Here is a 23,053-nt window from a genome sequence, read left to right on the forward strand (position 1 = left end):
CCGCGTGGGTTGCCTCGGCCGCGTGTACTACCATAATCAACCAGCTCCGGCCATTGCCCGAGCCGTAAGGCACCTAGGGCCTAAAGGCCTTGCACCAACGCCGCAACGGCCGCCGCCAGTTCGTTTTTGCGTTGTTGCTCCGCAATCTTGACGGGCGGAGCGGCCCGCACCTCGCAGTCCGGAATGGAGCACCGCTCGCAGGTTTCGTTTACCCAGCGCATCGGAATTGCCTCGTCGCCCAAAAACGCCACCTTCTGCCGCAAATTGTCGTCGATGGGCAAACCAACGGTTACGCTGGTGGCGTGGCCCGAGCCATCGTAGCGGGCAATGGTAAGGCAAAGGTATTCGTCGGGGGTTTGCCAGTAGCGCGAGCGTTGGGCGGCCACGCGCAAGCCGGGGCTGCCGGCCTGGCGCGCCTGCTCCATCAGCCAAAGGCTTACCCACCGGCGGCAGTAGTGCTCTTGCAGCTCGTTGCCGTGGGGGTTGTGCAGGCGCGAAAGGTGCAACTCTTTGGTCAGGCGGAAACCTTGGGCGTCGGGCTCTTGGTCGAAACGCAGGAAAAACAAACTGCCAATGCCAAAGTGCCGCGCCAGCAGGTTGGTTACGCGCTGCAGCAGCATTTCCGGCGACACCTCGTAGCGCGCAAGCAAGCCGAGCAGCAGGGCCGCATTCCAACGCGGCGCCGAGAAAAACGCCTGCAGATCGGCCACCAGCTGGCTTTCCTCCATCAGCAACGCCACGGCGAAGTAAGAAGCGCGAAAGTGGTTCAGCACCTGCTCGAACGAGCCAGGCGTGGCCGAGGGTACATTGGTGTAGGGCCGCTCTTTCAGCCCTAGGTAGTTGAACGCTACCTCGCGCCCTAGCACAAAGATTTCCTGCGCCCGCGAAAGCCCAGGCCGCAGCAGCAAGCGCCGCGCGGCAGGCTGGTACACCGAGCGCAGCTCCTGCAGGGCGGGGTATTCGGCCAGGCTGTGGCGGTCGATGAGGTAATGGTACTCCTGGCCGAGCAAGTCTTCGAGCTGATGCAAATCGAAGGGCGGTTCGGTGCGTAGCCGGAAGCGGGCTACGCAGCTGCGCACGGCGTCTTCGAGGTCGTCGAAGTAGTTGTCGTGCATTTCCTGGTAGGAGCGGAGCGCCGCCAGGTAAAAGTTTTCCTGCCGCATTTCGTAGTTGCGGGCCAGCTCCAGTATGGTGCTGATGAAGGCCATTACCCGCGTGGGCGCATCCGATATCATCTCGATAAGCCGAGCCGGATCGAGCCCAAACATATCCAGCGGAAACTCGCGCAGCACATCCGACTGCAACAGCTCCGAAATGGGCGCCAAGCGCTTACCTAGGTGCAACGACACCAACTCGTCGTAGCTCACGCCCAGCACCCGCGCAAAGGCCATGATCTTGTCGGCCTTGGGGTACTTCTTGCCCTTTTCAATCTCGTTGAGATACGAAACCGAAACGTCGACCGCTTGCGCCAGGGCGGCTGGCGTGAGGCTGCGCTCCTGTCGGAGCTGACGCAGCTTTAAGCCGAAGATTAAGCGGACTACCTGAGCGTGGGTAAGCATGCAACGGTGGAGTGGTATGAAAGCAAAGAAACAAAACCCGCCCCAGATGCAGTGAAAAGCTTGATTCAAGCTAAATTTTATCATTTAGCGAAAATTCGCTTGACAATAATAATTCGCTCGCGTATGTTTGATACAGATACTCGCAACACAGCCCCACCAACCAAAACACTATGGAAACGCTTGACCAGCCAACTGTTGCCCTCAAAACTGATTATTTATGCCCCGAGCGCGTGAAAGTGCTTGGCCGCTGCACCGCCGCTTACGCCGAGGTACTTACCCCTTCGGCTCTAGCTTTTGTGGCAGCCTTGCACCGCCACTTTGAGGCACGGCGGCGCGAGCTGTTGCAGCGCCGGGTGCAACGCCGTGCCGAGTTTGCCGCTGGCCGGCTACCCGATTTTCTGGCCGAAACCAAGCAGCTGCGCGAAAGCGACTGGAAGGTAGCTGAGTTGCCCACCGATTTATTGGACCGCCGCGTGGAGATTACCGGCCCCACCGAGCGCAAAATGATCATCAACGCCCTAAACTCGGGTGCCAAGGTGTTCATGGCCGATTGCGAAGACTCGCTGGCGCCTACTTGGGATAACGTGGTGCAAGGCCAGATTAACCTGCGCGACGCCGTGCGCCGCACCATCTCGCTCGAAACCCCGGCCAAAACTTACAGGCTAAACGAGCGCACCGCTACCCTAATGGTGCGCCCCCGCGGCTGGCATCTGCCCGAAAAGCACGTGCTCGTGGATGGCGAAGAAGTGAGCGGCGCGCTCTTCGACTTTGGGCTGTATTTCTTCCACAACGCCCACGAGCTGGTTGCCCGCGGCACTGGCCCGTACTTCTACCTGCCCAAGCTCGAAAGCTACCTAGAGGCGCGCCTCTGGAACGAGGTGTTTGAGTTTGCGCAGTGGGAGCTGAAAATTCCGAAGGGCACCATCAAGGCCACGGTGCTCATCGAAACGCTGCCGGCTGCCTTCGAAACCAACGAAATTTTGTGGGAGCTGCGCCAGCACTCGGCCGGCCTCAACTGCGGCCGTTGGGATTACATCTTCTCTTACATCAAAACCCTAGGTGCCCGGCCCCAGTACCGCCTGCCCGACCGCTCGCAAGTAACCATGACGGTGCCCAACATGGCCGCCTACGTGCGCTTGGTAATCGACACTTGCCACCGCCGCGGGGTACACGCCATGGGCGGCATGGCCGCGCAAATTCCGATTAAGGACAACCCCGCCGACAACGCCATTGCCCTCGACAAGGTGCACAACGACAAAGTACGCGAGGCTACCCTTGGGCACGATGGCACGTGGGTGGCGCATCCTGCGTTGGTACCCGTTGCGCTGGAGGTGTTCGATAAGCTGATGCCGCAGCCTAACCAGATTGACAAGCCCCGCTCGGAGCAGCCGCTGCCCAGCGCCGCCGAGTTGCTGCAAGCCCCCGAAGGCACCATTACCGAAGACGGCATGCGCCAGAACATCGATGTAGCCCTTCGCTACCTAGGAGCCTGGATTGGTGGCAACGGCTGCGTGCCGCTCTACAACCTAATGGAAGATGCCGCCACCGCCGAAATTTCGCGCGTGCAACTGTGGCAGTGGCTACACACCCCCGAAACCGAGCTGGCCGATGGCCGAGCCATAACGCCGGAGCTGTACCGCGAGCTGCTGCAAGATGTGGTGGATAAGTTGCGGCGCGAAGTAGGGGAGGATACCTACCAGGAGTACTACCGCTCCGCCGTGCACCTGCTCGACCGCCTCGTGACGGCTGATCAGTGCGCCGATTTTCTTACGCTGCCAGCTTACGAAGTACTGGCTTAAGCAGCCCTAAATCATGTAGCGCGAGCTTCGGTCCGCAGCCTAGGCGTGCAAGTGCCAATCCGCTGGATGATTGGTGTTACCGCCGAACTGGGCTGAAGTTCGTGCTACATCGGGCTACTGCTTGCCTGCTGCGGGCACATCCATCTGCTTACCGCTTGCCTTAAGCCGCCTAAAAAAAGTGGCCTGGCTTCTCGTTGCCCTAACCGTCTCTGTTTTCTACTCCCAAAACACTACTCCTATGAACCGCGCCGAACGCATTGCCGCCATCAACCAAGATTGGGCTACCAACCCCCGCTGGAAAGGCATTGAGCGACCCTACTCTGCCGAAGACGTTGTAAAGCTGCAAGGGTCTGTAAGAATTGAACACTCGTTGGCGCGGCACGGGGCCGAGCGGCTCTGGAAGCAGCTGCACACCGAGCCCTACGTGGCAGGCCTAGGAGCCCTTACCGGCAACCAGGCCGTGCAGGAGGTGCAGGCCGGCCTCAACGCCATCTACCTTTCGGGCTGGCAAGTAGCCGCCGACGCCAACCTGGCCGGCCACATGTACCCCGACCAAAGCCTATACCCCGTCGACTCGGTGCCCGCCGTGGTGCGCCGCATCAACAACGCCCTGCTCCGCGCCGATCAAATTCAGCACCTCGATGGCAAAGACGGCGACGAAAACCGCGTGAATTACCTCGTGCCTATTGTGGCCGATGCCGAAGCCGGTTTTGGCGGCAACCTGAACGCGTTTGAGCTGATGAAGATGATGATCGAAGCCGGCGCCGCGGGCGTGCACTTCGAGGATCAGCTGTCGTCGGCGAAGAAGTGCGGGCACCTAGGCGGCAAGGTGCTGGTGCCTACCCAAGAGGCCGTGCAAAAGTTGGTTGCCGCCCGCCTTGCTGCCGATGTGCTGGGTGTGCCCACGCTCATTGTGGCCCGCACCGATGCCGACGCCGCCGACCTGCTCACCTCCGATGTAGACGAGCGCGACAAGCCCTTTGTGCTGCAAGAAGCCGAACGCACTTCCGAGGGCTTTTACCGGGTGCGCTGCGGTGTAGAGGCGTGCATTGCGCGCGGCCTGGCCTATGCACCTTATGCCGATATGCTCTGGATGGAAACTTCGCACCCCGACCTGGAGCAGGCCCGGCAGTTTGCTGAAGGCATCCACGCCAAATACCCGGGCAAAATTCTGGCCTATAACTGCTCGCCCTCGTTCAACTGGGCCGCCAAGCTGACGGTGGAGCAGATGGAAACCTTCCGCGAAGAGCTGGCTGCCATGGGCTTCAAGTTTCAGTTCATCACACTGGCCGGTTTCCACGCCCTCAACACCAGCATGTTCGAGCTAGCCCAAGCCTACCGCGACCGGGGCATGGCCGGCTACTCGGAGCTGCAACAACGTGAGTTTGCCCTCCAGCAACACGGCTTTAAGGCCGTGAAGCACCAGGCTTTCGTGGGCACAGGCTACTTCGATGCTGTGCAGAACGTGGTGTCGAGCGGGCAGGCTAGCACGGCCGCGCTGGTGGGCTCTACCGAAGAAGCGCAGTTTCAGCACTAAGCCACTAGCCACACTTGCCTAGGTCACGTCAAGCAGGAGCATTACTCCTGTCATGTCGAGCGGCAGCAAGACATCTGGGGTAGAATGTTCGCGCTGTTTTTAGTTAGATGTCTCGCTTACGCTCGACATGACAACAGCGCCGATACTACCGCTACAAAACAACAGCGCCCGGCTTGGCTGCCGGGCGCTGTTGTTTTGGGATTTACCTAGGGCTGCTTACGCATTCACCGCATCGAAAGGCTCGGAGATAAAGCCGTAATCGAGGTTGTGGCGTTGGGTAGCGTCGCGGAGTAGCTGTTTTTGCCACGGGCGCAGCACGCGTTCGGTGCCTTGCTCCACGATGTCGGCAATCAGCCGGTTCGAGAGTACCAAGTTGGCCACGTAGCTATTGATGTCGTTGGCAATGTGCGCCTTCAGCGTCATCAGGAACTGCTCGCGAGCATCGGCGCGGGCGGCACGCTCGCCGTTAAGCCGACGACGGAACGGAAAGCGGCGCTGGTCGGCAGTCATGGGCGGCTCGGGCACGGGCACAAACTTATCCGGCGACATGGCCGCGAGCTGTTGAAGGTACGGCTCGCGCTTCAGCTCGGGGTGCAAGCCGCGGGCGGCGCGCCAGTCGTTGGTGCTGCGTGGGGTGTCGCGCACCAGCTCCGAGAGGCGGTCGTTCGAAAACACCATGTACGGCGGCCGGTCGAGCTCCTTGGCTACTTGGTCGCGCAGCAAGTACAAGTCGCGGAACAGCGGCAACTCGTGCGGCTGAATGCGGTACTTGCCCGCAATGCGCAGGTAAGGGCGTTCGTCGCGGGTGTAGCGCACATCTTCCAGAATGGCGTTTTCCTCGGCGCCCCACTGCGTGCGGCCCAGCTCGGCCAGTTTATCGGCCAGGCGGTCGGCCAGCTCCAGCAGGTACAGCACGTCGTTGGCGGCGTACTGCTTTTGAGCCTCGGTGAGTGGGCGCTTCAGCCAGTTCGACTTCTGCTCGCCCTTATCCACCTCAATGCCCAGCTCGCTCTGGATCAGCCGACCTAGGGCAATGTTGTTGTCCGACTCGGCCAGCAACGTGTGCAGCACGCTGGTATCGGTAATGCGGCGCACGCGCACGCCGTACAGCTCATCGAGCAGCAGAATATCCGATTTGCAGCTGTGGAATACCTTTTCCACGTTGGCATCGCCCAGTATGTCCCAAAGCGGCTGCAGCTGGGCGGCGGCATCGACCAGCGGAATCGGGTCGATGAGGTATACCGTGGCCCCGTCGAAGAGTTGGATTAAGGCAAGATTGCGGCCGTAGTGATGGCGCATGTCGTCGAACTCCAGGTCGACGGCAATGCGGGGTTGGTTACGCAGCCAGTCGGCGGCTTGCCGAATTGCATCGGGCGTAGTGAGGTATTGTATTTCAGCCATTAAATAACAAGTAGGCCACAAGGTAGAAACCTTACGCGAAGGTAGTAGCGCGGCTGCTTCGTACCCGGTAAAGGTAGGCAGGCCAAACGATGTACGCCAGCACCGGGCCCACGCCCTAGGTGCGGGTAGCCGTGTTTGGGCACCCTACCGGGCCTCCGCACGCCGTAGCTTGCCACCCGAGGCTGAGGCACATGCCAAACACGGCGTGCGAAACCCAGCCAGGATGCAAACGTACCGGTTTCGCAACACGTATGAGCCTGCTTATAAATTTTGGTAGCACCATTACCAGAATAATTGGCTTCTGATTGCTCGGGTAGTGATATAATGTTGCGCAATAGTTATATTAGTTGCAAGCCAAGGCGTATTTTGCCAGTTGGCGGCAGTAAACCTTTCCACGGCTTTTTACTTCTTTTGACGCACAATGCTCGACAGGAAATTTTCCTAGGTGCCGGAAGCAGCTCCGGCCGCTGGGAACTGGCCTCGTTGGCGGCACCGCGGGTAGCGCTGTTAGCGGGCTAATTTCCAACGCTTAGCAGTAAGCATGGCATCACTTTTTTCGCTTTTCACTCACCAAACCGGCCGCAAGGCCACCCATTATGGATCATAAACTTCTACTCTCGCTGGCCCTCATGGGCCCAGCGGCAGTGGTAGCCCAGGCCCAAACGCGCACCGTAAGCGGGCGCGTTACGGCCGTAGCCGACGGCACCGGGTTGCCAGGGGCTACGGTATTGGAGCGCGGCACCACCAACGGCACCAGCACCGATGCCGATGGTAATTTCCGACTCACGGTGCAGCCCGGCGCCACGCTGGTTATTAGCTCGGTGGGATTTACCACGCAAACCATTCCGGTGGGCGAGCAGTCTACCGTAAACGTGCGCTTGGATACCAACGCCCAGCTGCTCAACGAAACGGTGGTAGTAGGCTATGGCACGCAGGCCAAGCGCGAACTTACCGGCGCCGTTACGCAAGTAGGCTCACGCGAGGTGGAGAACGTGCCCGTGGTCAGCTTCGAGCAGGCCATTCAGGGCCGTACGCCGGGGGTGCAAATCAACCAGGGCACGGGCAAGCTCGGGGCCGGGGTGCAGATTCGGGTACGCGGTGCGGCCTCGGTATCGGGCTCCAACGAGCCGCTTTACGTTATCGACGGCATTCCGATAACCTCGCAGGACGTGGGCGCCGCCAACGACGAGCCCATCAACCCGCTGGCCGACCTGAACCCGAACGACATCGAGTCGATTACCATCCTGAAGGACGCAGCCGCCTCGGCCATCTACGGTGCGCGCGCCTCCAACGGGGTAATTCTGGTAACCACCAAAAAGGGGCGCCAAGGCGCTACCCGCGTAAATGTGGGTGCCTACTACGGCCGCAGCGAGCCTACGCGCTTGCGCGAGTTCCTGAACGCGGCCGAGTACAAAGAGCTGTTCACGGAAGCCATTACCAACGCTGGCCTCGTCGACCCGAACGACCCGGACTTGTACCCGACGGTGGCCGATGCCTTTGAGGGCGAAGCCGGCCTCGACCTCAATTCTAATTTCGATACCGACTGGAACCGCGCTGCTTTTCGCACGGGCAGCGTGCAGCAGTACGACGCCAACGTAACCGGCGGCGACGCCAAAACGCGCTTCTACCTTAGCGGCACCTTCAACGACCAAACCGGCATTATTGTGGGCAACCGCTACCGCCGCGGTTCGTTGCGCGCCAACATCGACCACAACATTACCGAGAAGCTGAAAATCGGCTTTAACATTTCGGCTACGCGCTCCGTGAACGACCGCGTGCCCGACGACAACGCCTTCTCGAACCCGGTGCAGCTGAATGCAATTCCGCCTATTCAGCAGAAGGAAGACCCCAACGACCCCACCGGCCTAAATCGCAACACATTCTACTACAACGCACTCGTTGATGTGGTAAATGCCAGCAACCGCGCCGGCACGTACCGCTCGTTCAGCAACCTGTCGTTGCAGTACCAGCCCATTCAGGGCCTTACGCTGCGCTCCGAGCTGGGTGCCGACTTCCTGAACCTGAACGAGAACATCTACCGCGGCCGTTACACCCTCGACGGGGCACCTACCGGCTACGGCTACTCCAACCAGGTTCAGTCGGTAAACTACACCACCAACCAAACGGCCACCTACCTGAAAACGATCGGGGCCGATCACACCTTCGAGGGCTTGGTGGGCTTCTCGTTCCAGCGCTACAACCAGCAGGGCACAGCCGCTGAGGGCCGCGGTTTCCCGAACGACCAATTCCGGCGCATTGCATCGGCCTCGCGCATCATCTCGGGTAGCTCGTCGCAAACCGACTACTCCTTTATCTCTTACCTGACGCGCGTCAACTACACCTTCCGCAACAAGCTGTTGCTATCGGTGAGTGCCCGCGCCGACGGTTCGTCGCGTTTCCCCTCCGACCGCAAGTACGGCGTGTTCCCGGCTGGTTCGGTAGGTTACGTAATCACCGAGGAGGACTTCCTGCGCGACAACTCGGTGCTGAGCCTGCTCAAGATTCGTGGTTCGTACGGCATCACGGGCAACGCCGAAATCGGCAACTTCAGCTACCAGCGCTTGTTTAGCACGCTGGCCTACGCCGACCAAGCCGGTATTGTGCTGGGTACCAACGTGGGCAACCGCCGCCTCTCCTGGGAAACCACCAACCAGGCCAACGTAGGCCTCGAGTTTGGTTTGCTCAACAACCGCATCAGCGGCGAGGTTGACGTGTACGAGAAGCGCACGGGTGTAGTAACCGATGGCGGCGCACTGCTGAACCTGCAGTTGCCCTACACCGGCGGCTACCCCATTGTGACGAAGAACCTAGGCGAAATCCGCAACCGCGGCATCGAGCTGAACCTGAACACGCGCAACTTCGAAGGTGACTTTAAGTGGAGCACTAACTTCAACATTACCTTCAACCGCAACGAGGTAGTCGACCTCGACGGGCAGGAAATTTTCGGCGGTGGCCGCAACGTCGGCCGCATCCGCGAGGGCGAACCGATTGGTATATTCTGGGGCAAGAAGTACGCCGGCGTTGACCCCGCCACCGGCAACGCGCTGTACTTCACTGCCGATGGCGGCACCACAGCCCGCTACGCCGATGCCGTGGACCAGAAGCTAGGCGACCCGAACCCGAACTTCACGGGCGGCCTCACCAACACGTTCTCGTTCATGGGCTTCGAGCTGTCGATCCTGAACCAGTTCACGCAAGGCAACGATATTTACAACGTGGCCGGCCTGTTCCAGTCGGTAAACGGCGACTACTTCGACAACCAAACCCGCGACCAACTGCGCCGCTGGCGCCAGCCCGGCGACGTAACCGACGTGCCGCGTGCCGAGCTGTACGCCGCCAACGGCTCGCAGCCTTCGTCGCGCTGGGTTGAAGACGGCTCGTTCTTCCGTTTCAAAAACGTAACCCTCGGGTACAACCTGCCCAAAACGCTCATCGAGCGTGCCAAGCTGCAGTCGGCCCGCATCTACGTAACGGGGCAGAACATCCTCACCCTCACCGATTACACCGGCTACGACCCTGAGGTGAACACCACCGGCTTAGGCAACACCAACGTGCTGCTGGGCCACGACTTTTACACGCCGCCGCTGGCACGCACCGTGCTGGTGGGCGTAAACCTGGGCTTTTAACCGAACACGACCGTGAATACTTTTCTTTCTCACGTAATGCGGCGAACCGCCGCGGCGGGCCTGCTCCTCACGCTGGGGCTTGGCACCGGCTGCCAAGACCAGCTGGACCTGCAGCCGCAGCAATCCGTTGATGCCGAACAGGCCCTGAGCACGCCCGAAGGCGTTGACGCGGCCGTGGTAGGGGGCTACGCCCGCCTGGGCCGCCCGCAGCTCTACGGCACCAACCTTTTGCTGATTCCGGAGCTGTTGGGTTCCAACAACTACATCAACTGGCTGGGCACGTTCCAGAGCTACCGCGAGCTTTCGCAGAAGACGAACCTGACGAGCTTCAACGTAGAAGCCGATCGGACCTTCGACCACGCCTACCGCACCATCAACCACGCCAACCTCATCATCGACGCGTTGCCCGTGGTAACCGACCCGGCCAACCGGCAGCGTTACGAGGGGGAGGCCCGCATGATGCGCGCGATGGTGTACTTTGAGCTGGTGCGCCTGTACGGGCAACCGTACCGCGCCGGCCAAACCAACAGCCAGCCGGGCGTACCCATCAACCTGACGCCAAACAAAACCGAAGAAGACGCTTCGCGCCGGTTGCCGCGCGCTTCGGTAGAGGAGGTGTACCAGCAGGTTGTAACCGACTTGCAGGCCGCTGTGCAGCTGTTGCCTACCAACAACGGCACCCGCCTCGACCGTTACGATGCACAGGCTTTCCTCTCGCGGGTACGCCTGCAGCAGGGCCGCTACGCCGAAGCCCTGACTTTGTCTAACGAAGTAATCAACAACAGCGGCGCCAGCCTCAACCCCTCGGTGCTGTCGGCCTTCACTAACCGCAACACCCGCGAGTCGCTGTTCGAAATTCAGCAAAACGACCAGAACAACGCCGGTGCCGTGAACGACGGCCTCGCCACGTTTTACACCAGCCGCGCTTCGGGCTTCAACGGCCGCGGCGACGTGCAGATTACCGCTGCCTTTGCCAGCCAGTACGGCCCCGGCGACCAGCGCGGCTCCGGCCCGATCCTGGGCTCGTTGATTTACACCGGCGACGGCCCCCGCGCCGGCCGTCTGCGCAACTTCAAGTACAACGACCCGGGCCAGAACATCCCGCTGATTCGCTTGGCCGAGATGTACCTGACGCGTGCTGAATGCAACGCACGCCTGGGCTCGACGGTAGGCGATACGCCCCTGAACGACGTGAACCGCATCCGCCGCCGCGCGGGCGCCGCGGCCCTCACTGCCGTTACGGTCGACGACGTATTGAAGGAGCGCGAACTGGAGTTGGCCTTCGAGGGTTTCCGCCTGCACGATTACAAGCGCACGCAGCGCAATATCACGTCGGTGTATACCTTCGATAGCCCGCGCCTGGTGCTGCCCATTCCGCAGCGCGAAATCAACTTGGGAAGCGCGTTGCCGCAAAATCCCGGCTACTAGGTGCTTACGCCCTAGGTTGCCTAACCAAAAAAGGCCACTCTGCCCTGGGCAGAGTGGCCTTTTGCATTGCTGGCCCGGCCTTACCTAGGGCTACGCAAGGGCTGCCGTTTGCATGGAGCGGCTTTGTTTAGGCACGTGCCCAAGGCTGGGCTGCTGCGGCCGGTTAGTCTTCGTCCTCGTCTTCGTCGGCTTGCTGCTGAAAATCCAACTCCGAGACCAGCTCAAACGCTTCTTCGATTACTTGATCCATGGCCGGGATGGAGTCGGCATCGAGGGTGCGCTCGAACAAGCCCAGCAGTTGGCTGCCTTCTTCGTTCACGTACAAATCGGTGTACAGGCGCTCGAAGCGGTGTGCTTCCTTCGTGATAACGGCGTCGATTTGCTGCGTGGAGCGCGCCTCCAGGGCTTTGTGCAGCACTTGCATTACCTGCCGGCTTTCGTCGTGGTCGCCTAGGTCGGCCAAAGCCTTCATCAGGCTCATGGCCACCAGCAGCCGCACGCGCTCAAAGCGAAAGCCTTGTTCGGCCGGGGGCACCTGCTGCAGCGTGTGGTAGGCTTGGAGGTCGTGGGGCTGCAGGTAAGTGGGGCCCTCTTGGCGGAAGGCGGCGCTGAGCAGCTGCTGAAAAGTAGTGGCGGGCATAGGCACTAAGTAACCGGAGTAGGCTGCAAAGGAACGCATTTGCTCGCAGCCGGCGCGCGGGCATCGCCGCGCAGCGCTCGTTTACGTACGCATAACCCTGCAGCCCGCAAGCGGGTTGTGGTTGCGCATCACCTAAAACTGCTCGAGCTGAAATGACGCACAAAACCAAATGGTTGGTATTTGCCCCTAGCGGGCTGGTAGTAATAGGCCTTGGCGTATGCCTGATTCAGTGGGCCTCCAAACGCATGCAGGATGGCGCCGCTACCAAAGATTGGGTAATGGCTGGCACCGTGGCGCTGGGGGTGTTCAACGCCGGGGTAAGCCTGTTTGGGCGCGGCGTGGCCGAGAGTGTGCTTTACCAGCTTAAGGAGAAACCAAGTAAGGAGGCTAGCCCGGCCAAGTTGCCGCAGGATTAACCCGCAGCGCGCCGGGGCAAAAGCAGAAAGCCGCAGTCAAAGACTGCGGCCTTGCCTACGTGCCAGGTAATTTCTCACCAATACCCTTTTCTGGCACTTTTGCTTTCTAAGTAGCTGGCCGGCCCTCACCACAAAAGCCGGACAGCGATACAAAAGTACAGCGGCCACGGGGGTAGGCGGCCCAAACTGGCTGAACGGCAGCCCGAACTGTGTGAACAGTGCACTTGCCTAAGCGAGCGTGCGCGGTGGCTTTCAACTCAGTTCGGGCTTGCTGTCAGTAGTAGCCTGAACGCCGTACCAGGCAGCGGCCGCAAAAAAAATTTGCAAGTTTCGGACGAGCTGTGTTAAGTTTGCACCCCGTTTCAGCAATGCCTGTGCACGCAAGCACGCCGACCGGAAAACGATTCTGTAGCTCAGCTGGTAGAGCAATACACTTTTAATGTATGGGTCCTGGGTTCGAATCCCAGCGGAATCACTCCAAAGCCTCGCACTTCTGCGGGGCTTTTTTGTTGTAGCAGGTATCAGCTGCTGCCGTGCTCGCCCGCTTACCGCCTAGGTACTGGGCCAGCCCAAAACCGATGCAGGCCGCAGCTGCGTAAGCATTGCAACATCACCTTCTGCACTATGCACATTCGTTCGGCTGTATTGCTGCTGCTAGCGGCGGGTTGGTTTTCGGGGGCGCAAGCCCAAACCAAGCCGGCAGGCGCCAAGCCACCAAAGCCCGCGGCGGCCAGGCCGGCCGCGCCGCGCAACCCCTACTACTCGCGCACCGATACCACCCGCTTGCGCCTCTCCGACGCACAATGGCAAAAGGTACTTACGCCGGAGGTGTACCGCGTGGCCCGCGGCAAAGGCACGGAGCGCGCGTTTACGGGCAAATACTGGAACGCCACCGGCCGCGGTACTTACTATTGCGCACCCTGCGGCAACGCCCTGTTTCGCTCCGATGCCAAATTTGCCAGCGACTGTGGCTGGCCCAGCTTTTTTGAGCCCCTGCGTGCCAAATCGGTGAGGTACTTGCCCGACAACACGTACGGCATGGAGCGCATCGAGGTGGTGTGCGGCCGTTGCGATTCGCACCTCGGCCACATTTTCGACGACGGGCCCGCGCCCACCTACAAGCGCTTTTGCATGAACTCCATCGTGCTCGACTTTGTGCCGAGTGGCGTGGCCAGCTTTGGCCTGCGCTAACGCAGCGCGCCTCGGAGTACCTAATCAACGGCGGTTGGCCTCGTGGGCCTGCCGCCGTTGTTCGTTTTGTTGCAAGTCGTTCAGCTCGATGTTGAGGGCGTCTACGGAAATCTGAATTTCCCACAGCGACAACCCCAACGATACCAGCAACATCAGCAAACTGGCCCCGAACACGAGCTTGCCTAGGTTGGCGAAACCGGCGTACAGCAAAAACATACACAGTACGCAGCCAAACATGCTGGCAATACCTACGGCCTGCATGTTGCGCACTAGCCCCAGGCGCCGCCGCAGGTTCCGGATTTGCCGCATGTAATGTTCGTTGTGGGTTTCGGCGTACTGCGCCTTAAGCGTGCGCACTAGGTTGGCCAAGGCCAGAAAGCGGTTGGTAAACGCCAACAACAGCAACGACAACGCCGGAAACAACAAGGCCGGGGTGGTAAGCGAAATATCCATAAGCTCAGCAATAAGCAGCAGCGGCTGGCCCGGTGCGGCGAGCCTAAAAGTACCTAGGGGCGGTAGTATAACCACATCGGCTACCTTGCGGCGTACATTCGCTGCAGGGCCGCAGGTCCTTTCATCTACCCACGTTTTTTCCACCTAGGCAAAACGATGACACTACCGTTTACCCGCGTGTTGCGCGCCGGGCTACTGGCCCTGAGTGTGGCAACGGCCGCCCCCAGCGTGGCGCAGCAGGCGCTGCAGTCGCCCGAGCAGTTTTTGGGGTACAAGCTGGGCAGCCGCTTTACCTACCACGCCGATGTGCTGCGCTACGCCGAGTACCTGGCGCAGCAGCACGCCGACCGCATGCGCATCGTGCCCTACGGCCGCACCTACGAAGGCCGCCCGCTCGAGGTGGTGCAAATAGCCTCCGCGCGCAACCTGCAACGCCTCGACGACATCCGGCGCAGCAACTTGCGCCGCGCCGGCCTCGAAAGCGGCACGCCCAGCCTCGATCAGCCGGCCATTGTGTGGCTGAGCTACAACGTGCACGGCAACGAGGCCGTGTCGAGCGAGGCCGTGCTGCAGGTGCTCTACGACTTCAGCAACCCGCAAAACAAAGAGGCGCAAGCCCTGCTCGAGCGGGTGGTGCTGCTGATTGACCCCTGCGTGAACCCCGACGGGCGCGAGCGGTACGCGCAGTGGTACGGCCGCGTGGCCGGGGCGCCCGCCAATGCCTCGCCGCTTAGCTGGGAGCACCGCGAGCCGTGGCCCGGCGGCCGCTTCAACCACTACATGTTCGATCTGAACCGCGACTGGGCCTGGCAAACCCAGCGCGAAAGCCAGCAGCGCATTGCCTTGTACAACCAGTGGCTGCCGCAGGTACACGCCGATTTTCACGAGATGAGTGCCGAAGCGCCGTATTACTTCTCGCCGGCGGCTAAGCCTTTCCACGAAGACATTACGCCTTACCAGCGCAAGTTTCAGAACGTCATCGGCGACTACAACCGGCAAGTGTTCGATAAGAACGGCTGGCTTTATTTCAGCCGCGAAACTTACGACTTGTTTGCGCCCAGCTACGGCGACACCTGGCCCTCGTTTAACGGCGCCATCGGCATGACGTACGAGCAGGGCGGCAGCGGCCGCGCCGGCGTGCGCTACATCAAGAGCGACGGCGACACGCTGACCTTGGCCGACCGCATTGCCCACCACCACGCCGCCAGCTGGGCCACCATCAGGGCCGCCGCCGACCACCAGCAGGAGATGCTAAAGGAGTTCGACAAGTACTACCAGGATGCCCGCCAGCGGCCCCGCGGCCGCTACAAGAGCTACGTGGTAAGCGGCTCGCCCGAGCGCATGGCGCCGCTCGTCGATTACCTGCAGCGCCAGCAAATTCAGTTTGGCTACCTAGGCGAGCGGCGCAAAACCCAGGCCTACAACTACAGCAGCGGCAAGCGCGAAGGCGTAACGCTGCAGCCTACCGATGTGGTCATTAGCATGTACCAGCCCAAATCGACGCTGGTAAAAGTGCTGTTTGAGCCGCAGGCGGCCTTGGAAGACTCGCTGACCTACGACATCACGGCTTGGGCCTTGCCCTACGCCTACGGGTTGCAGGGCTACGCGCTTACCACTAACCTGAAGGCCGGGGGCAAGGCACCTGCTGCGGCAAGCAAGCCCAACGCTACGCTGCCCGCCGCCGATGGCACCACCTACGCCTACATTGCCCGCTGGAACTCGCTGCGCGATGCGCGCCTGCTCTCGGCTTTGCTGCAACGCCAGGTGCGCGTACGCGTGGCCTACCAGCCCTTCGAGGCCGGTGGGCAGAAATTTCAGGCCGGTACGCTGCTGATCAACCGCGGCAACAACCAAAACCTGGGCAACCGCTTCGATGCTGTGGTGCGCAGCCTGGCCGATTCGGTGGGGGCTGAGCTAACGGCCGTGAAAACCGGCTTTGCCACCGAAGGCAGCGACCTGGGCTCGGGCAACGTGCACGGCGTGGCCCGGCCCAACGTAGCCCTGCTGGCCGGCCCCGGCACCGATGCCACCGCTTTCGGCGAGGTGTGGCACTTCTTCGAGCAGCAACTGGGTTACCCCGTGTCGGTTATTGGCACCGATTACTTTGCCTCGGTGCCGCTGAACAAGTTTGATGTGCTGGTGCTGCCCGATGGCAACTACGCCGATGTGCTAAATGAGCGGCAGCTCGAAAATCTGAAAACTTGGGTGCGCAGCGGCGGACGTCTGGTAGCCATGGAAGGCGCCATGGGTTACTTGGCCGGCAAAAAAGATTTTGCGCTGAAAACCAAATCGGCCGACTCAAGCCAAACCAACTCCAAGAAAGGCGCTGCCCCCGCCGACCCTTACCGGCAGCTGCGCCGCTACGGCACCGCCGAGCGCGAGGCCTTGCAGGAGCAAGTGCAAGGCAGCGTGTACCGCGTGGAGCTCGACAATACGCACCCGCTGGCCTTTGGCTACCCCAGCAGCTACTTTGCCTTGGTGCGTAGCCCGCTCAACTACCAGTTTTTAGGCGAAGGCAGCTGGAACGTAGGCGTGCTGAAAAAAGGCCAGGCCGCCTCGGGCTTCACGGGCAGCCAGGTGCGCGCCAAACTCAACGACACCGTAGTGCTGGGCGTGCAGGACCTCGGCCGCGGCCAAGTGGTGTACCTCGGCGACAACCCGCTGTTCCGGGGTTTTTGGCAAGCCGGCAAATTGCTGTTCACGAATGCCATTTTTATGGTGGGCCAGTAGGCACCTAAGGCTAACTACCAAAAAGCCCCGCCGGAGCAATCCGGCGGGGCTTTTTTATGGGTTCGAGGCGAGGGTTAGTCTACGATGTCCTCGGCTTTGTTGCCTACTTTTTTGGCGCCGCTCTTAACGCCGCGGCCTACTTTTTTAGCGCCTTTGCCCACGGTGCGGCCTACTTTCTTACCGCCGCGCTTTACGTCGCTGCCCGTGTTGCTTACCATACGGCCAGATTTGGTGCGCTCGTAGGGCGTGTTGGTGCCGGTGGCGGGCGTAGCCGAGCTGTTGGCATCGTTCGTGGTCGTGGTGCCCGTCATGGTGCCGCCAGTAGTCGTCGTGCCCGTGGTGGTGGTGCCGGTGTTGTACGTACCCGAGGTAGTACCCGTCGACATGGTGCCCGACGTGGTGCCAGTAGACATAGTACCCGAGGTAGTGCCCGTAGTGGTGGTGCTACCGCCGGTGGTGGTAGTCGAAGACGACGAGGTGGTGCCGGTTTGGGCCATGGCCGAAATGCTGGTCAGCGCAACGGCCGACAGGAGCATCAGTATCTTTTTCATAGGATGAGGTCAGATTAAGAATCGACCTTTCTACGCAAACCCGGCAACAAGGATACTTAAGGCAGTAATAAAGAACTGTCGCCGTAGCTTAAAAAGCGGTAGTTGTTGGCCAATGCGTGGTCGTACACACGGCGCCAGCCGGGCCCAATTAAGGCCGCAATGAGCAGCAGCAGGGTGCTTTCGGGCTGATGAAAATTGGTAATAAGCCCTTGCATGGCCCGAAAGCGGTAGCCCGGCGCAATTAGCAGCTGCGTGCTGGCTTGCAAGGCATCGTCGCCGCGGCGCTCCAGCTCATCGAGCAAGGCTTGCAGCGCCGCTTGCATGGGTACTTCGGTAGCGTGTTCGTAGGGCTCCCACTGCTGCACCACGCCCGATAAGTTGCCGCCGCGCACCACTCGGCAGCCTAGCCAGTACAAGCTCTCGAGCGTGCGCAGGCTGGTGGTGCCCACGGCAATAACGGGCCTAGGTGCGTGGGCTATCAGCTGGCGCAGCACCTGGCGGGTGGCGCTTATCGGCTCGGAGTGCATGGCGTGGTCGGCCATCTGGGCGGCTTTCACCGGCTGAAACGTGCCCGCACCCACGTGCAGAGTTAGCTGCGCGCTCTGAATGCCGCGGGCCCCGAGGGCTTGCAATACGCGCTCCGTAAAGTGCAGCCCGGCCGTAGGCGCCGCCACGGCGCCGTCGTGGGCAGCGTAAACAGTCTGGTAACGCTCGTCGTCGGTGGGGTTGGCTTCGCGGTTGAGGTAGGGCGGCAGCGGCAGGCGGCCCGCGCCGGCCAGCACCTGCGCAAACGGCAACTCAGCCGGCTGCCACCGAAACCGGATTAACGAGCTGCCTTCTTCGGCGGCTTCGCGCTCGGCCTCGAGCACGGCGGTTTGGCCATCGGGCGTGGTAAAGGTGGCCTGCACGGCGCCAGTTTTCCAGCGCTTGCCGTTGCCCACAAGGCAGCGCCACACGCACGCGCCGGTTTGTTGCATGGCCGGCTCAATGGCGCGGCTGGGTGCTACGGGTTCCAGGCAAAATAACTCTATTTGGCCGCCGGTGGGCTTGTGCAAATACAGGCGCGCCCGCACCACTTTCGTGTTGTTGAAAACGAGCAATGCATCAGGAGGCAATTGCTCGGGCAACTCCCGGAAAATATGATCGGCAATAGCGCCCTGGCGGTACACCAGCAGGCGCGAGCCGTCGCGGTCGGGTAGGGGCTCCGGCGCGATGCGCTCGGCCGGTAAGTCGTAGGCGAAGTCCTGTATGGAAAGCTGGCGGGGGTCGGGGGTGTGCATCGGGGCAAAATTAACCCAGTGGCCAATACGGCGCTGCCCTAGGTAAACGGGGTACAAACAACACGGCCACACCCGTAAAGTTGGGTGTGGCCGTGCTTTGCGAAGTTGGAAGGTTGCGCACCTAGGCGACTTAAGGGCGCTTGAAAATCAGCAAGTGTTGCTGCGGCAGCGCCTTGATGTTCTCGACAAACTGCAACCCCACGGCTTGCAGCTCGCGGCGGGCCTGTTCTTCGCTCATCCGATGAATGCGCTTGATGGGCACGTTGGGGTCTTCGGCGCGGTACTCTACCAGCGCCACGCGGCCGCCCGGCTTCAGCGAGTTTTTAATGGCGCGCATCATTTCCCTGGGGTGGTCAAACTCGTGGTAGGCGTCCACAATCAGCGCCAAATCCACGGCGTTGGCCGGTAGGTTGGGGTTTTTCACGGTGCCCAGCACGGGCTCCACGTTGGCAACCTTGCGGCGCTGGCTGGTGGCTTGCAGCTTTTCGAGCATTTGCGGCTGAATATCCACCGCCAGCACTTTGCCCTGGGGCACCAGCTCGCTCATGCGGAAAGTGAAGAACCCGGTGCCAGCGCCAATATCGGCCACTACATCGGTGGGCTTCAGCTTCAGCTCGCGCAGCAAAATATCGGTGCCTTCTTCCTGCTCCCGATCGGGGCGCTCCAGCCAGCCGGCGCCGTCGTGGCCCATTACGTGCGCAATTTGGCGGCCCATGTAATAGCGGCTAATGCCGTTGGGGTCTTGGGGGGCGCGGCGTTGGTAGCCAGCCGTATCGGGCGAGGCCTCGGTGCGGCCCTGCACCACACGGGCGGCGTCGCTTTCGGCAATGGGCGTTTGGGTGCAGGCAAACAGCAGCGCAGGCACCGCAAAGGTGGCCACTACTGCTCTGCGCAGAAACAAGGAGGCATCCGTAGGCATAGGCACGTGCAAAGAAAACGGCAACTGCGGGTTTAACAACGCTTGCCGCCAAAACCGTTCGCTGAGCCCTAACGCCAGAAAAAACCCAATTGATCCTCAATCAATTGAAGAAAGAATATAGTTAATACTTCTTTTCTCTGTGCTAACTCCTATTTTCGGCTCAAATTCGTACCATTCCTTGGTTCAAACCTTTCTTAACCCATAATCACTATGAAGCAACTTGCCTCTGCCCTCCAGAAAATGGCTGCTGCGGCCCTGTTTGCCGCTGCCCTCACGGGCTGCGCACGCAACGAGTACGCCATGCTGCCCAAAACCAGCTCGTACCACGGCGACCAGCACCGCTCGGTAGCCGTTAAGCCTGCCGCTCCGGTAGCCGAGCAAACCCCGGCCGCTGTAGCCACCGAGCCCGTAGCGCCGGCTGCCACGGTAGCTGCCGCACCCGTGAAAGAAGAAGCCGCTGCTCCGCGCAAGGCTGCTAAAGTAGCCAAGCAAGAGCGCGCCGAAGTAGCTTCCGCTCCCGCTGCTAAGCCCAATTTGGTGCAAAAAGCTCTTGTTGCTAAAGCACTGAAGAAAGTAGACAAGCTGGCTGCTAAGGCCGAGCTGAAAAAGCAGTCGAACGCTGCTTCGGCCGACGACGCCAACGCCCTGGCTAAAAACATCAAGCTGGGTATCATCCTGCTGCTCATCGGTGTTCTGCTCGGCATTTTCGGCGGTATCATCGGTCTGCTCGGTCTGATCTTCGCCATCATCGGTATCGTACTGATCGTACTCGGCCTGCTCGAAGAAATCTAGGTCGTACGCAACGTATCAGCGCAAACAAAAGCGCCCCGGCTGTAATAGCCGGGGCGCTTTTGTTTGCGGGCCCTAGGTGCAAGGCTACATCGGGTCCACGTCGGCTACAATGCGGGCCTGTCGGAAATCCTTTTCGTCGCGCACCAGCGTAATGGCCTCCAAAATTTGTGCTTTGGCGTGCTTCAGCACCGTGTGCTCGCGGCTGAGCTTGATGGTAATTTCCTGCAGGTAGAAGTTACGGATGCGAAAAATGTACGGTGCCTCGGGCCCCAGCACCGCATCTCTACCTAGGCGCTCCACCAGTTCCTGCGTCAGCAGTACGGCGGCTTCTAGGGCCATACGCTCTTCCACGTGCTTCACCGTAATCTTGATGACGCGAGCAAACGGCGGGTACATGTGCTCGCGGCGTTGCGCAATTTCGTACTCGTAGAAATCCTGGTAATCGTTGCGCATCACCTTGTCGAAGATGGGCTGTTGCGGGTCGCCGGTCTGCACGATTACCTTGCCTTTTTTGCCCTTGCGCCCCGCGCGGCCGCTTACCTGCACAAACATTTGGTAGGCCCGTTCGTGCGCCCGGAAATCGGGGTAGTGGATGATGCTATCGGCGTTGATAATGCCCACCAGGCTCACGTTGCCGAAGTCGAGGCCCTTGGTCACCATCTGCGTACCCACCAGCACGTTGGTGCGCTGCTGCTCAAAGTCGCTGATGATTTGCTGGTAGGCGTTTTTGGCGCGTGTGGTGTCTAGGTCCATGCGCTGCACGTTGGCCTCGGGCAGCATCAGCTTCAGGTCGTCCTCGATGCGCTCGGTGCCAAAGCCCATGGCCCGAATTGCGCGCGAGCCGCAAGCCGGACATTCGCGCGGCATCACCTCGTGGTGCCCGCAGTAGTGGCAGCGCAGCTCGTGCGCGTTTTTGTGGTAGCTGAGGCTCACGGCGCAGCTCTTGCACTTGGGTATCCAGCCGCAATCCAGGCAGCTGATAAAGGGCGAATAGCCGCGGCGGTTCTGAAACAGAATCACTTGTTCGCCCTGCGACAAACGGCCTTCGATTGCCGCTGTGAGCTCGGGCGTGAAGTGGTGCGAAGGTTTCTTCTGACCTTGCTGCGCGTTTCGCCGCGTATCGATCAACTCGATTTCGGGCAAGCCTGCCTCGCCAAAACGCTTGGTAAGCGGCACCAGGCCCCAGCGGCCCGCCCGGCACTGGTAGTACGTTTCGACCGACGGCGTAGCCGACCCCAGCAGGATTTTGGCGCCTTGGAAAGTACCCATCATCAGGGCTACTTCGCGGGCGTTGTAGCGCGGGGCCGGGTCGTACTGCTTATAGCTCGATTCGTGTTCTTCGTCGACGATGATCAGCGACAAACTATCGAAAGGCAGAAACACGGCCGAGCGCACGCCCACCACCACCTGAAAGCGGCCCGAAAGCACGCCGTTCCATACTTCCACGCGCTCGTTGTCGGAGAACTTGGAGTGGTACACACCTAGGCGCGAGCCAAATACGCGCATCAGGCGCGTCACGATTTGTGCCGTCAGGGCAATTTCGGGCAGCAGGTACAGCACTTGGCCGCCGCCTTCCAGCGCTTTCCGAATCAGATCGATGTAAATCTCGGTTTTGCCGGCACCGGTTACGCCGTGCAGCAGCGTAATGTCCTTCTGCCCAAACAGCTCCAGCACTTGGTCGCGGGCTTTGGTTTGGGCTTCCGATAACTCGAAGGGCATTTGGTTGCCTTCTTTTTCATCGAGCGGGAAGCGCGACACAATCTGATCGAACTGCTCGAGCACGCCGTTTTTGATGAGCGTGTTTACGGCAGAGGGCGAGAGGTGCGGCGAGCTGGTGAGGGCCGCTTTCTCGAGGCCGGTGTGGTTGGCGTGCTCGTTTTGGTACACCGGCACGCGCTGGATGTAGCGCATCAGCACATCCAGTTGTTTTGGCTTGCTGGCGAGGTTTTCAAATAAGCCCTCTAGCGCTGCCTCGGCCACGAAATGATGCGCCAGGCGCACCTTCTTCACCACCTTGGGCGCGTACTTATCGGCAATGTGCTCGAACAGAAAGACAACGTCCTTCTGGATCAGACTCTTGATAACCTTGTGGAACGAGCTGATGCCTAGGATTTCGCCCACCTCCGAAAAAGTCAGCGCTTTGCCGTCTTCGGTACCTAGGGCTTCCACAATTTTTTGCTCCTGCTCGCTTAGCGGGTAGGGCGTGCCTTCCGACAGATACTGCGGATGCAGCTGCACCCGCGACTCGGAGCTGAGCTTTAGCGCCGAGGGCAAAGCCGCGTTGATGACCTCGCCCAGCGTGCACATGTAGTACTCCGCAATCCAGCGGAAAAGCTTGAGTTGAGGCTGCGTAACCACCGGCGCATCGTCGATGAACTCGAGGATATACTTGGCCTGGTAGTCCTTGGGCGGGGTTTCGTGCACGGCCGCCACAATGCAGCTCAGCGTCTTTTTCGCGCCAAACTGCACCAGCACCCGCCCGCCAATTACCACTTGGTCGTTCAGCTCGAAGGGTACGCGGTACGTGTAGAGCTTGGGCAGCGGCAAGGGCAAAATCACGTCGGCGAAAAGCGTAACGCGGTCGGCCGCGGCGGGCTCGGACTGGGGCAAGGAGAAAAGGTGCGTTTGGGACACGGTTCTATCAGCGGCGAATAACAAAGATAGCCCGCTAAACGCCAGAACAATCCTGCCGGCAGAGCATCCGGAAATGGCTATTCAGCCATGTGCCTGC

16 protein-coding genes and 1 tRNA gene are annotated in these 23,053 nt (G+C 60.6%); 9 read left to right on the forward strand and 8 right to left on the reverse strand.

Translation table 11 applies throughout. The features are described from left to right. Positions 1–80: 80 nt before the first annotated feature. Positions 81–1,559 (reverse strand): helix-turn-helix domain-containing protein, encoded by a 1,479-nt coding sequence (locus tag D3Y59_RS00230; protein WP_119443207.1) that lies wholly within the window; start codon positions 1,557–1,559, stop codon positions 81–83. Positions 1,560–1,729: 170 nt separating this feature from the next. Here D3Y59_RS00230 and aceB point away from each other — a divergent pair, with 170 nt between their 5' ends. Further along, positions 1,730–3,358 carry a malate synthase A gene (gene aceB, locus D3Y59_RS00235; RefSeq protein WP_119443208.1) on the forward strand — a complete coding sequence of 543 codons (1,629 nt, stop codon included), beginning with the start codon at positions 1,730–1,732 and terminating at the stop codon, positions 3,356–3,358. A gap of 238 nt (positions 3,359–3,596) precedes the next feature. After that, positions 3,597–4,895 (forward strand): isocitrate lyase, encoded by a 1,299-nt coding sequence (aceA, locus tag D3Y59_RS00240; protein ID WP_119443209.1) that lies wholly within the window; start codon positions 3,597–3,599, stop codon positions 4,893–4,895. A 216-nt stretch (positions 4,896–5,111) separates the two neighbouring features. Here the strand turns inward: aceA and D3Y59_RS00245 are convergent, their stop codons facing one another. Continuing rightward, the gene (locus D3Y59_RS00245) at positions 5,112–6,296 is read right to left on the reverse strand and encodes a ribonuclease D (protein WP_119443210.1); all 1,185 of its coding nucleotides are present in this window, start codon (positions 6,294–6,296) and stop codon (positions 5,112–5,114) included. Between the two features lie 596 nt (positions 6,297–6,892). On the opposite strand from D3Y59_RS00245, the gene D3Y59_RS00250 reads away from it, so the two are divergent. Together D3Y59_RS00250 and D3Y59_RS00255 are read left to right on the forward strand one after the other, a co-directional pair. Further along, positions 6,893–9,922, forward strand: coding sequence for a SusC/RagA family TonB-linked outer membrane protein (locus tag D3Y59_RS00250; RefSeq protein ID WP_119443211.1), 3,030 nt, complete (start codon positions 6,893–6,895; stop codon positions 9,920–9,922). A 36-nt stretch (positions 9,923–9,958) separates the two neighbouring features. Beyond that, positions 9,959–11,350, forward strand: a complete 1,392-nt coding sequence (locus D3Y59_RS00255; protein WP_119443212.1) for a RagB/SusD family nutrient uptake outer membrane protein — start codon at positions 9,959–9,961, stop codon at positions 11,348–11,350. Between the two features lie 163 nt (positions 11,351–11,513). Here the strand turns inward: D3Y59_RS00255 and D3Y59_RS00260 are convergent, their stop codons facing one another. Continuing rightward, complete coding sequence (locus D3Y59_RS00260; protein ID WP_119443213.1) at positions 11,514–11,990, reverse strand: hypothetical protein; 477 nt, start codon at positions 11,988–11,990, stop codon at positions 11,514–11,516. 152 nt (positions 11,991–12,142) lie between these two features. Here D3Y59_RS00260 and D3Y59_RS00265 point away from each other — a divergent pair, with 152 nt between their 5' ends. From D3Y59_RS00265 to msrB, 3 genes are all read left to right on the forward strand, one after another. Continuing rightward, positions 12,143–12,406, forward strand: a complete 264-nt coding sequence (locus tag D3Y59_RS00265; protein WP_119443214.1) for a hypothetical protein — start codon at positions 12,143–12,145, stop codon at positions 12,404–12,406. 402 nt (positions 12,407–12,808) lie between these two features. Continuing rightward, positions 12,809–12,881: transfer RNA gene (locus tag D3Y59_RS00270), tRNA-Lys, on the forward strand. A gap of 149 nt (positions 12,882–13,030) precedes the next feature. Beyond that, positions 13,031–13,597, forward strand: a complete 567-nt coding sequence (msrB, locus tag D3Y59_RS00275) for a peptide-methionine (R)-S-oxide reductase MsrB (RefSeq protein WP_119443215.1) — start codon at positions 13,031–13,033, stop codon at positions 13,595–13,597. A 24-nt stretch (positions 13,598–13,621) separates the two neighbouring features. On the opposite strand, the gene D3Y59_RS00280 is transcribed toward msrB, so the two are convergent. Further along, the gene (locus tag D3Y59_RS00280; RefSeq protein WP_119443216.1) at positions 13,622–14,050 is read right to left on the reverse strand and encodes a DUF2721 domain-containing protein; all 429 of its coding nucleotides are present in this window, start codon (positions 14,048–14,050) and stop codon (positions 13,622–13,624) included. A 156-nt stretch (positions 14,051–14,206) separates the two neighbouring features. On the opposite strand from D3Y59_RS00280, the gene D3Y59_RS00285 reads away from it, so the two are divergent. Continuing rightward, on the forward strand, positions 14,207–16,780 hold the full coding sequence (locus D3Y59_RS00285; protein ID WP_119443217.1) for a M14 family metallopeptidase: 2,574 nt from the start codon (positions 14,207–14,209) through the stop codon (positions 16,778–16,780). 74 nt (positions 16,781–16,854) lie between these two features. Here the strand turns inward: D3Y59_RS00285 and D3Y59_RS18420 are convergent, their stop codons facing one another. The 3 genes from D3Y59_RS18420 to D3Y59_RS00300 all read right to left on the reverse strand — a co-directional run bounded on the left by D3Y59_RS18420 (position 16,855) and on the right by D3Y59_RS00300 (position 19,530). Next, positions 16,855–17,331, reverse strand: a complete 477-nt coding sequence (locus tag D3Y59_RS18420) for a hypothetical protein (protein WP_205590855.1) — start codon at positions 17,329–17,331, stop codon at positions 16,855–16,857. Between the two features lie 56 nt (positions 17,332–17,387). Beyond that, entirely contained in the window at positions 17,388–18,611 is a 1,224-nt protein-coding gene (locus D3Y59_RS00295) for an S-adenosylmethionine:tRNA ribosyltransferase-isomerase (RefSeq protein ID WP_119443218.1), read from the reverse strand. A gap of 130 nt (positions 18,612–18,741) precedes the next feature. Continuing rightward, positions 18,742–19,530: a class I SAM-dependent methyltransferase gene (locus D3Y59_RS00300; protein WP_119443219.1), complete on the reverse strand. Its 789-nt coding sequence runs from the start codon at positions 19,528–19,530 to the stop codon at positions 18,742–18,744. Between the two features lie 210 nt (positions 19,531–19,740). Between D3Y59_RS00300 and D3Y59_RS00305 the strand changes: the two genes are divergently transcribed. Next, entirely contained in the window at positions 19,741–20,322 is a 582-nt protein-coding gene (locus D3Y59_RS00305) for a hypothetical protein (protein WP_119443220.1), read from the forward strand. 84 nt (positions 20,323–20,406) lie between these two features. Here the strand turns inward: D3Y59_RS00305 and priA are convergent, their stop codons facing one another. After that, positions 20,407–22,932, reverse strand: a complete 2,526-nt coding sequence (gene priA / locus D3Y59_RS00310; protein WP_240410432.1) for a replication restart helicase PriA — start codon at positions 22,930–22,932, stop codon at positions 20,407–20,409. Between the last annotated feature and the right edge of the window lie 121 nt (positions 22,933–23,053).

Origin of the sequence: Hymenobacter oligotrophus (assembly GCF_003574965.1) — a bacterium.
GTDB lineage: Bacteria > Bacteroidota > Bacteroidia > Cytophagales > Hymenobacteraceae > Solirubrum > Solirubrum oligotrophum.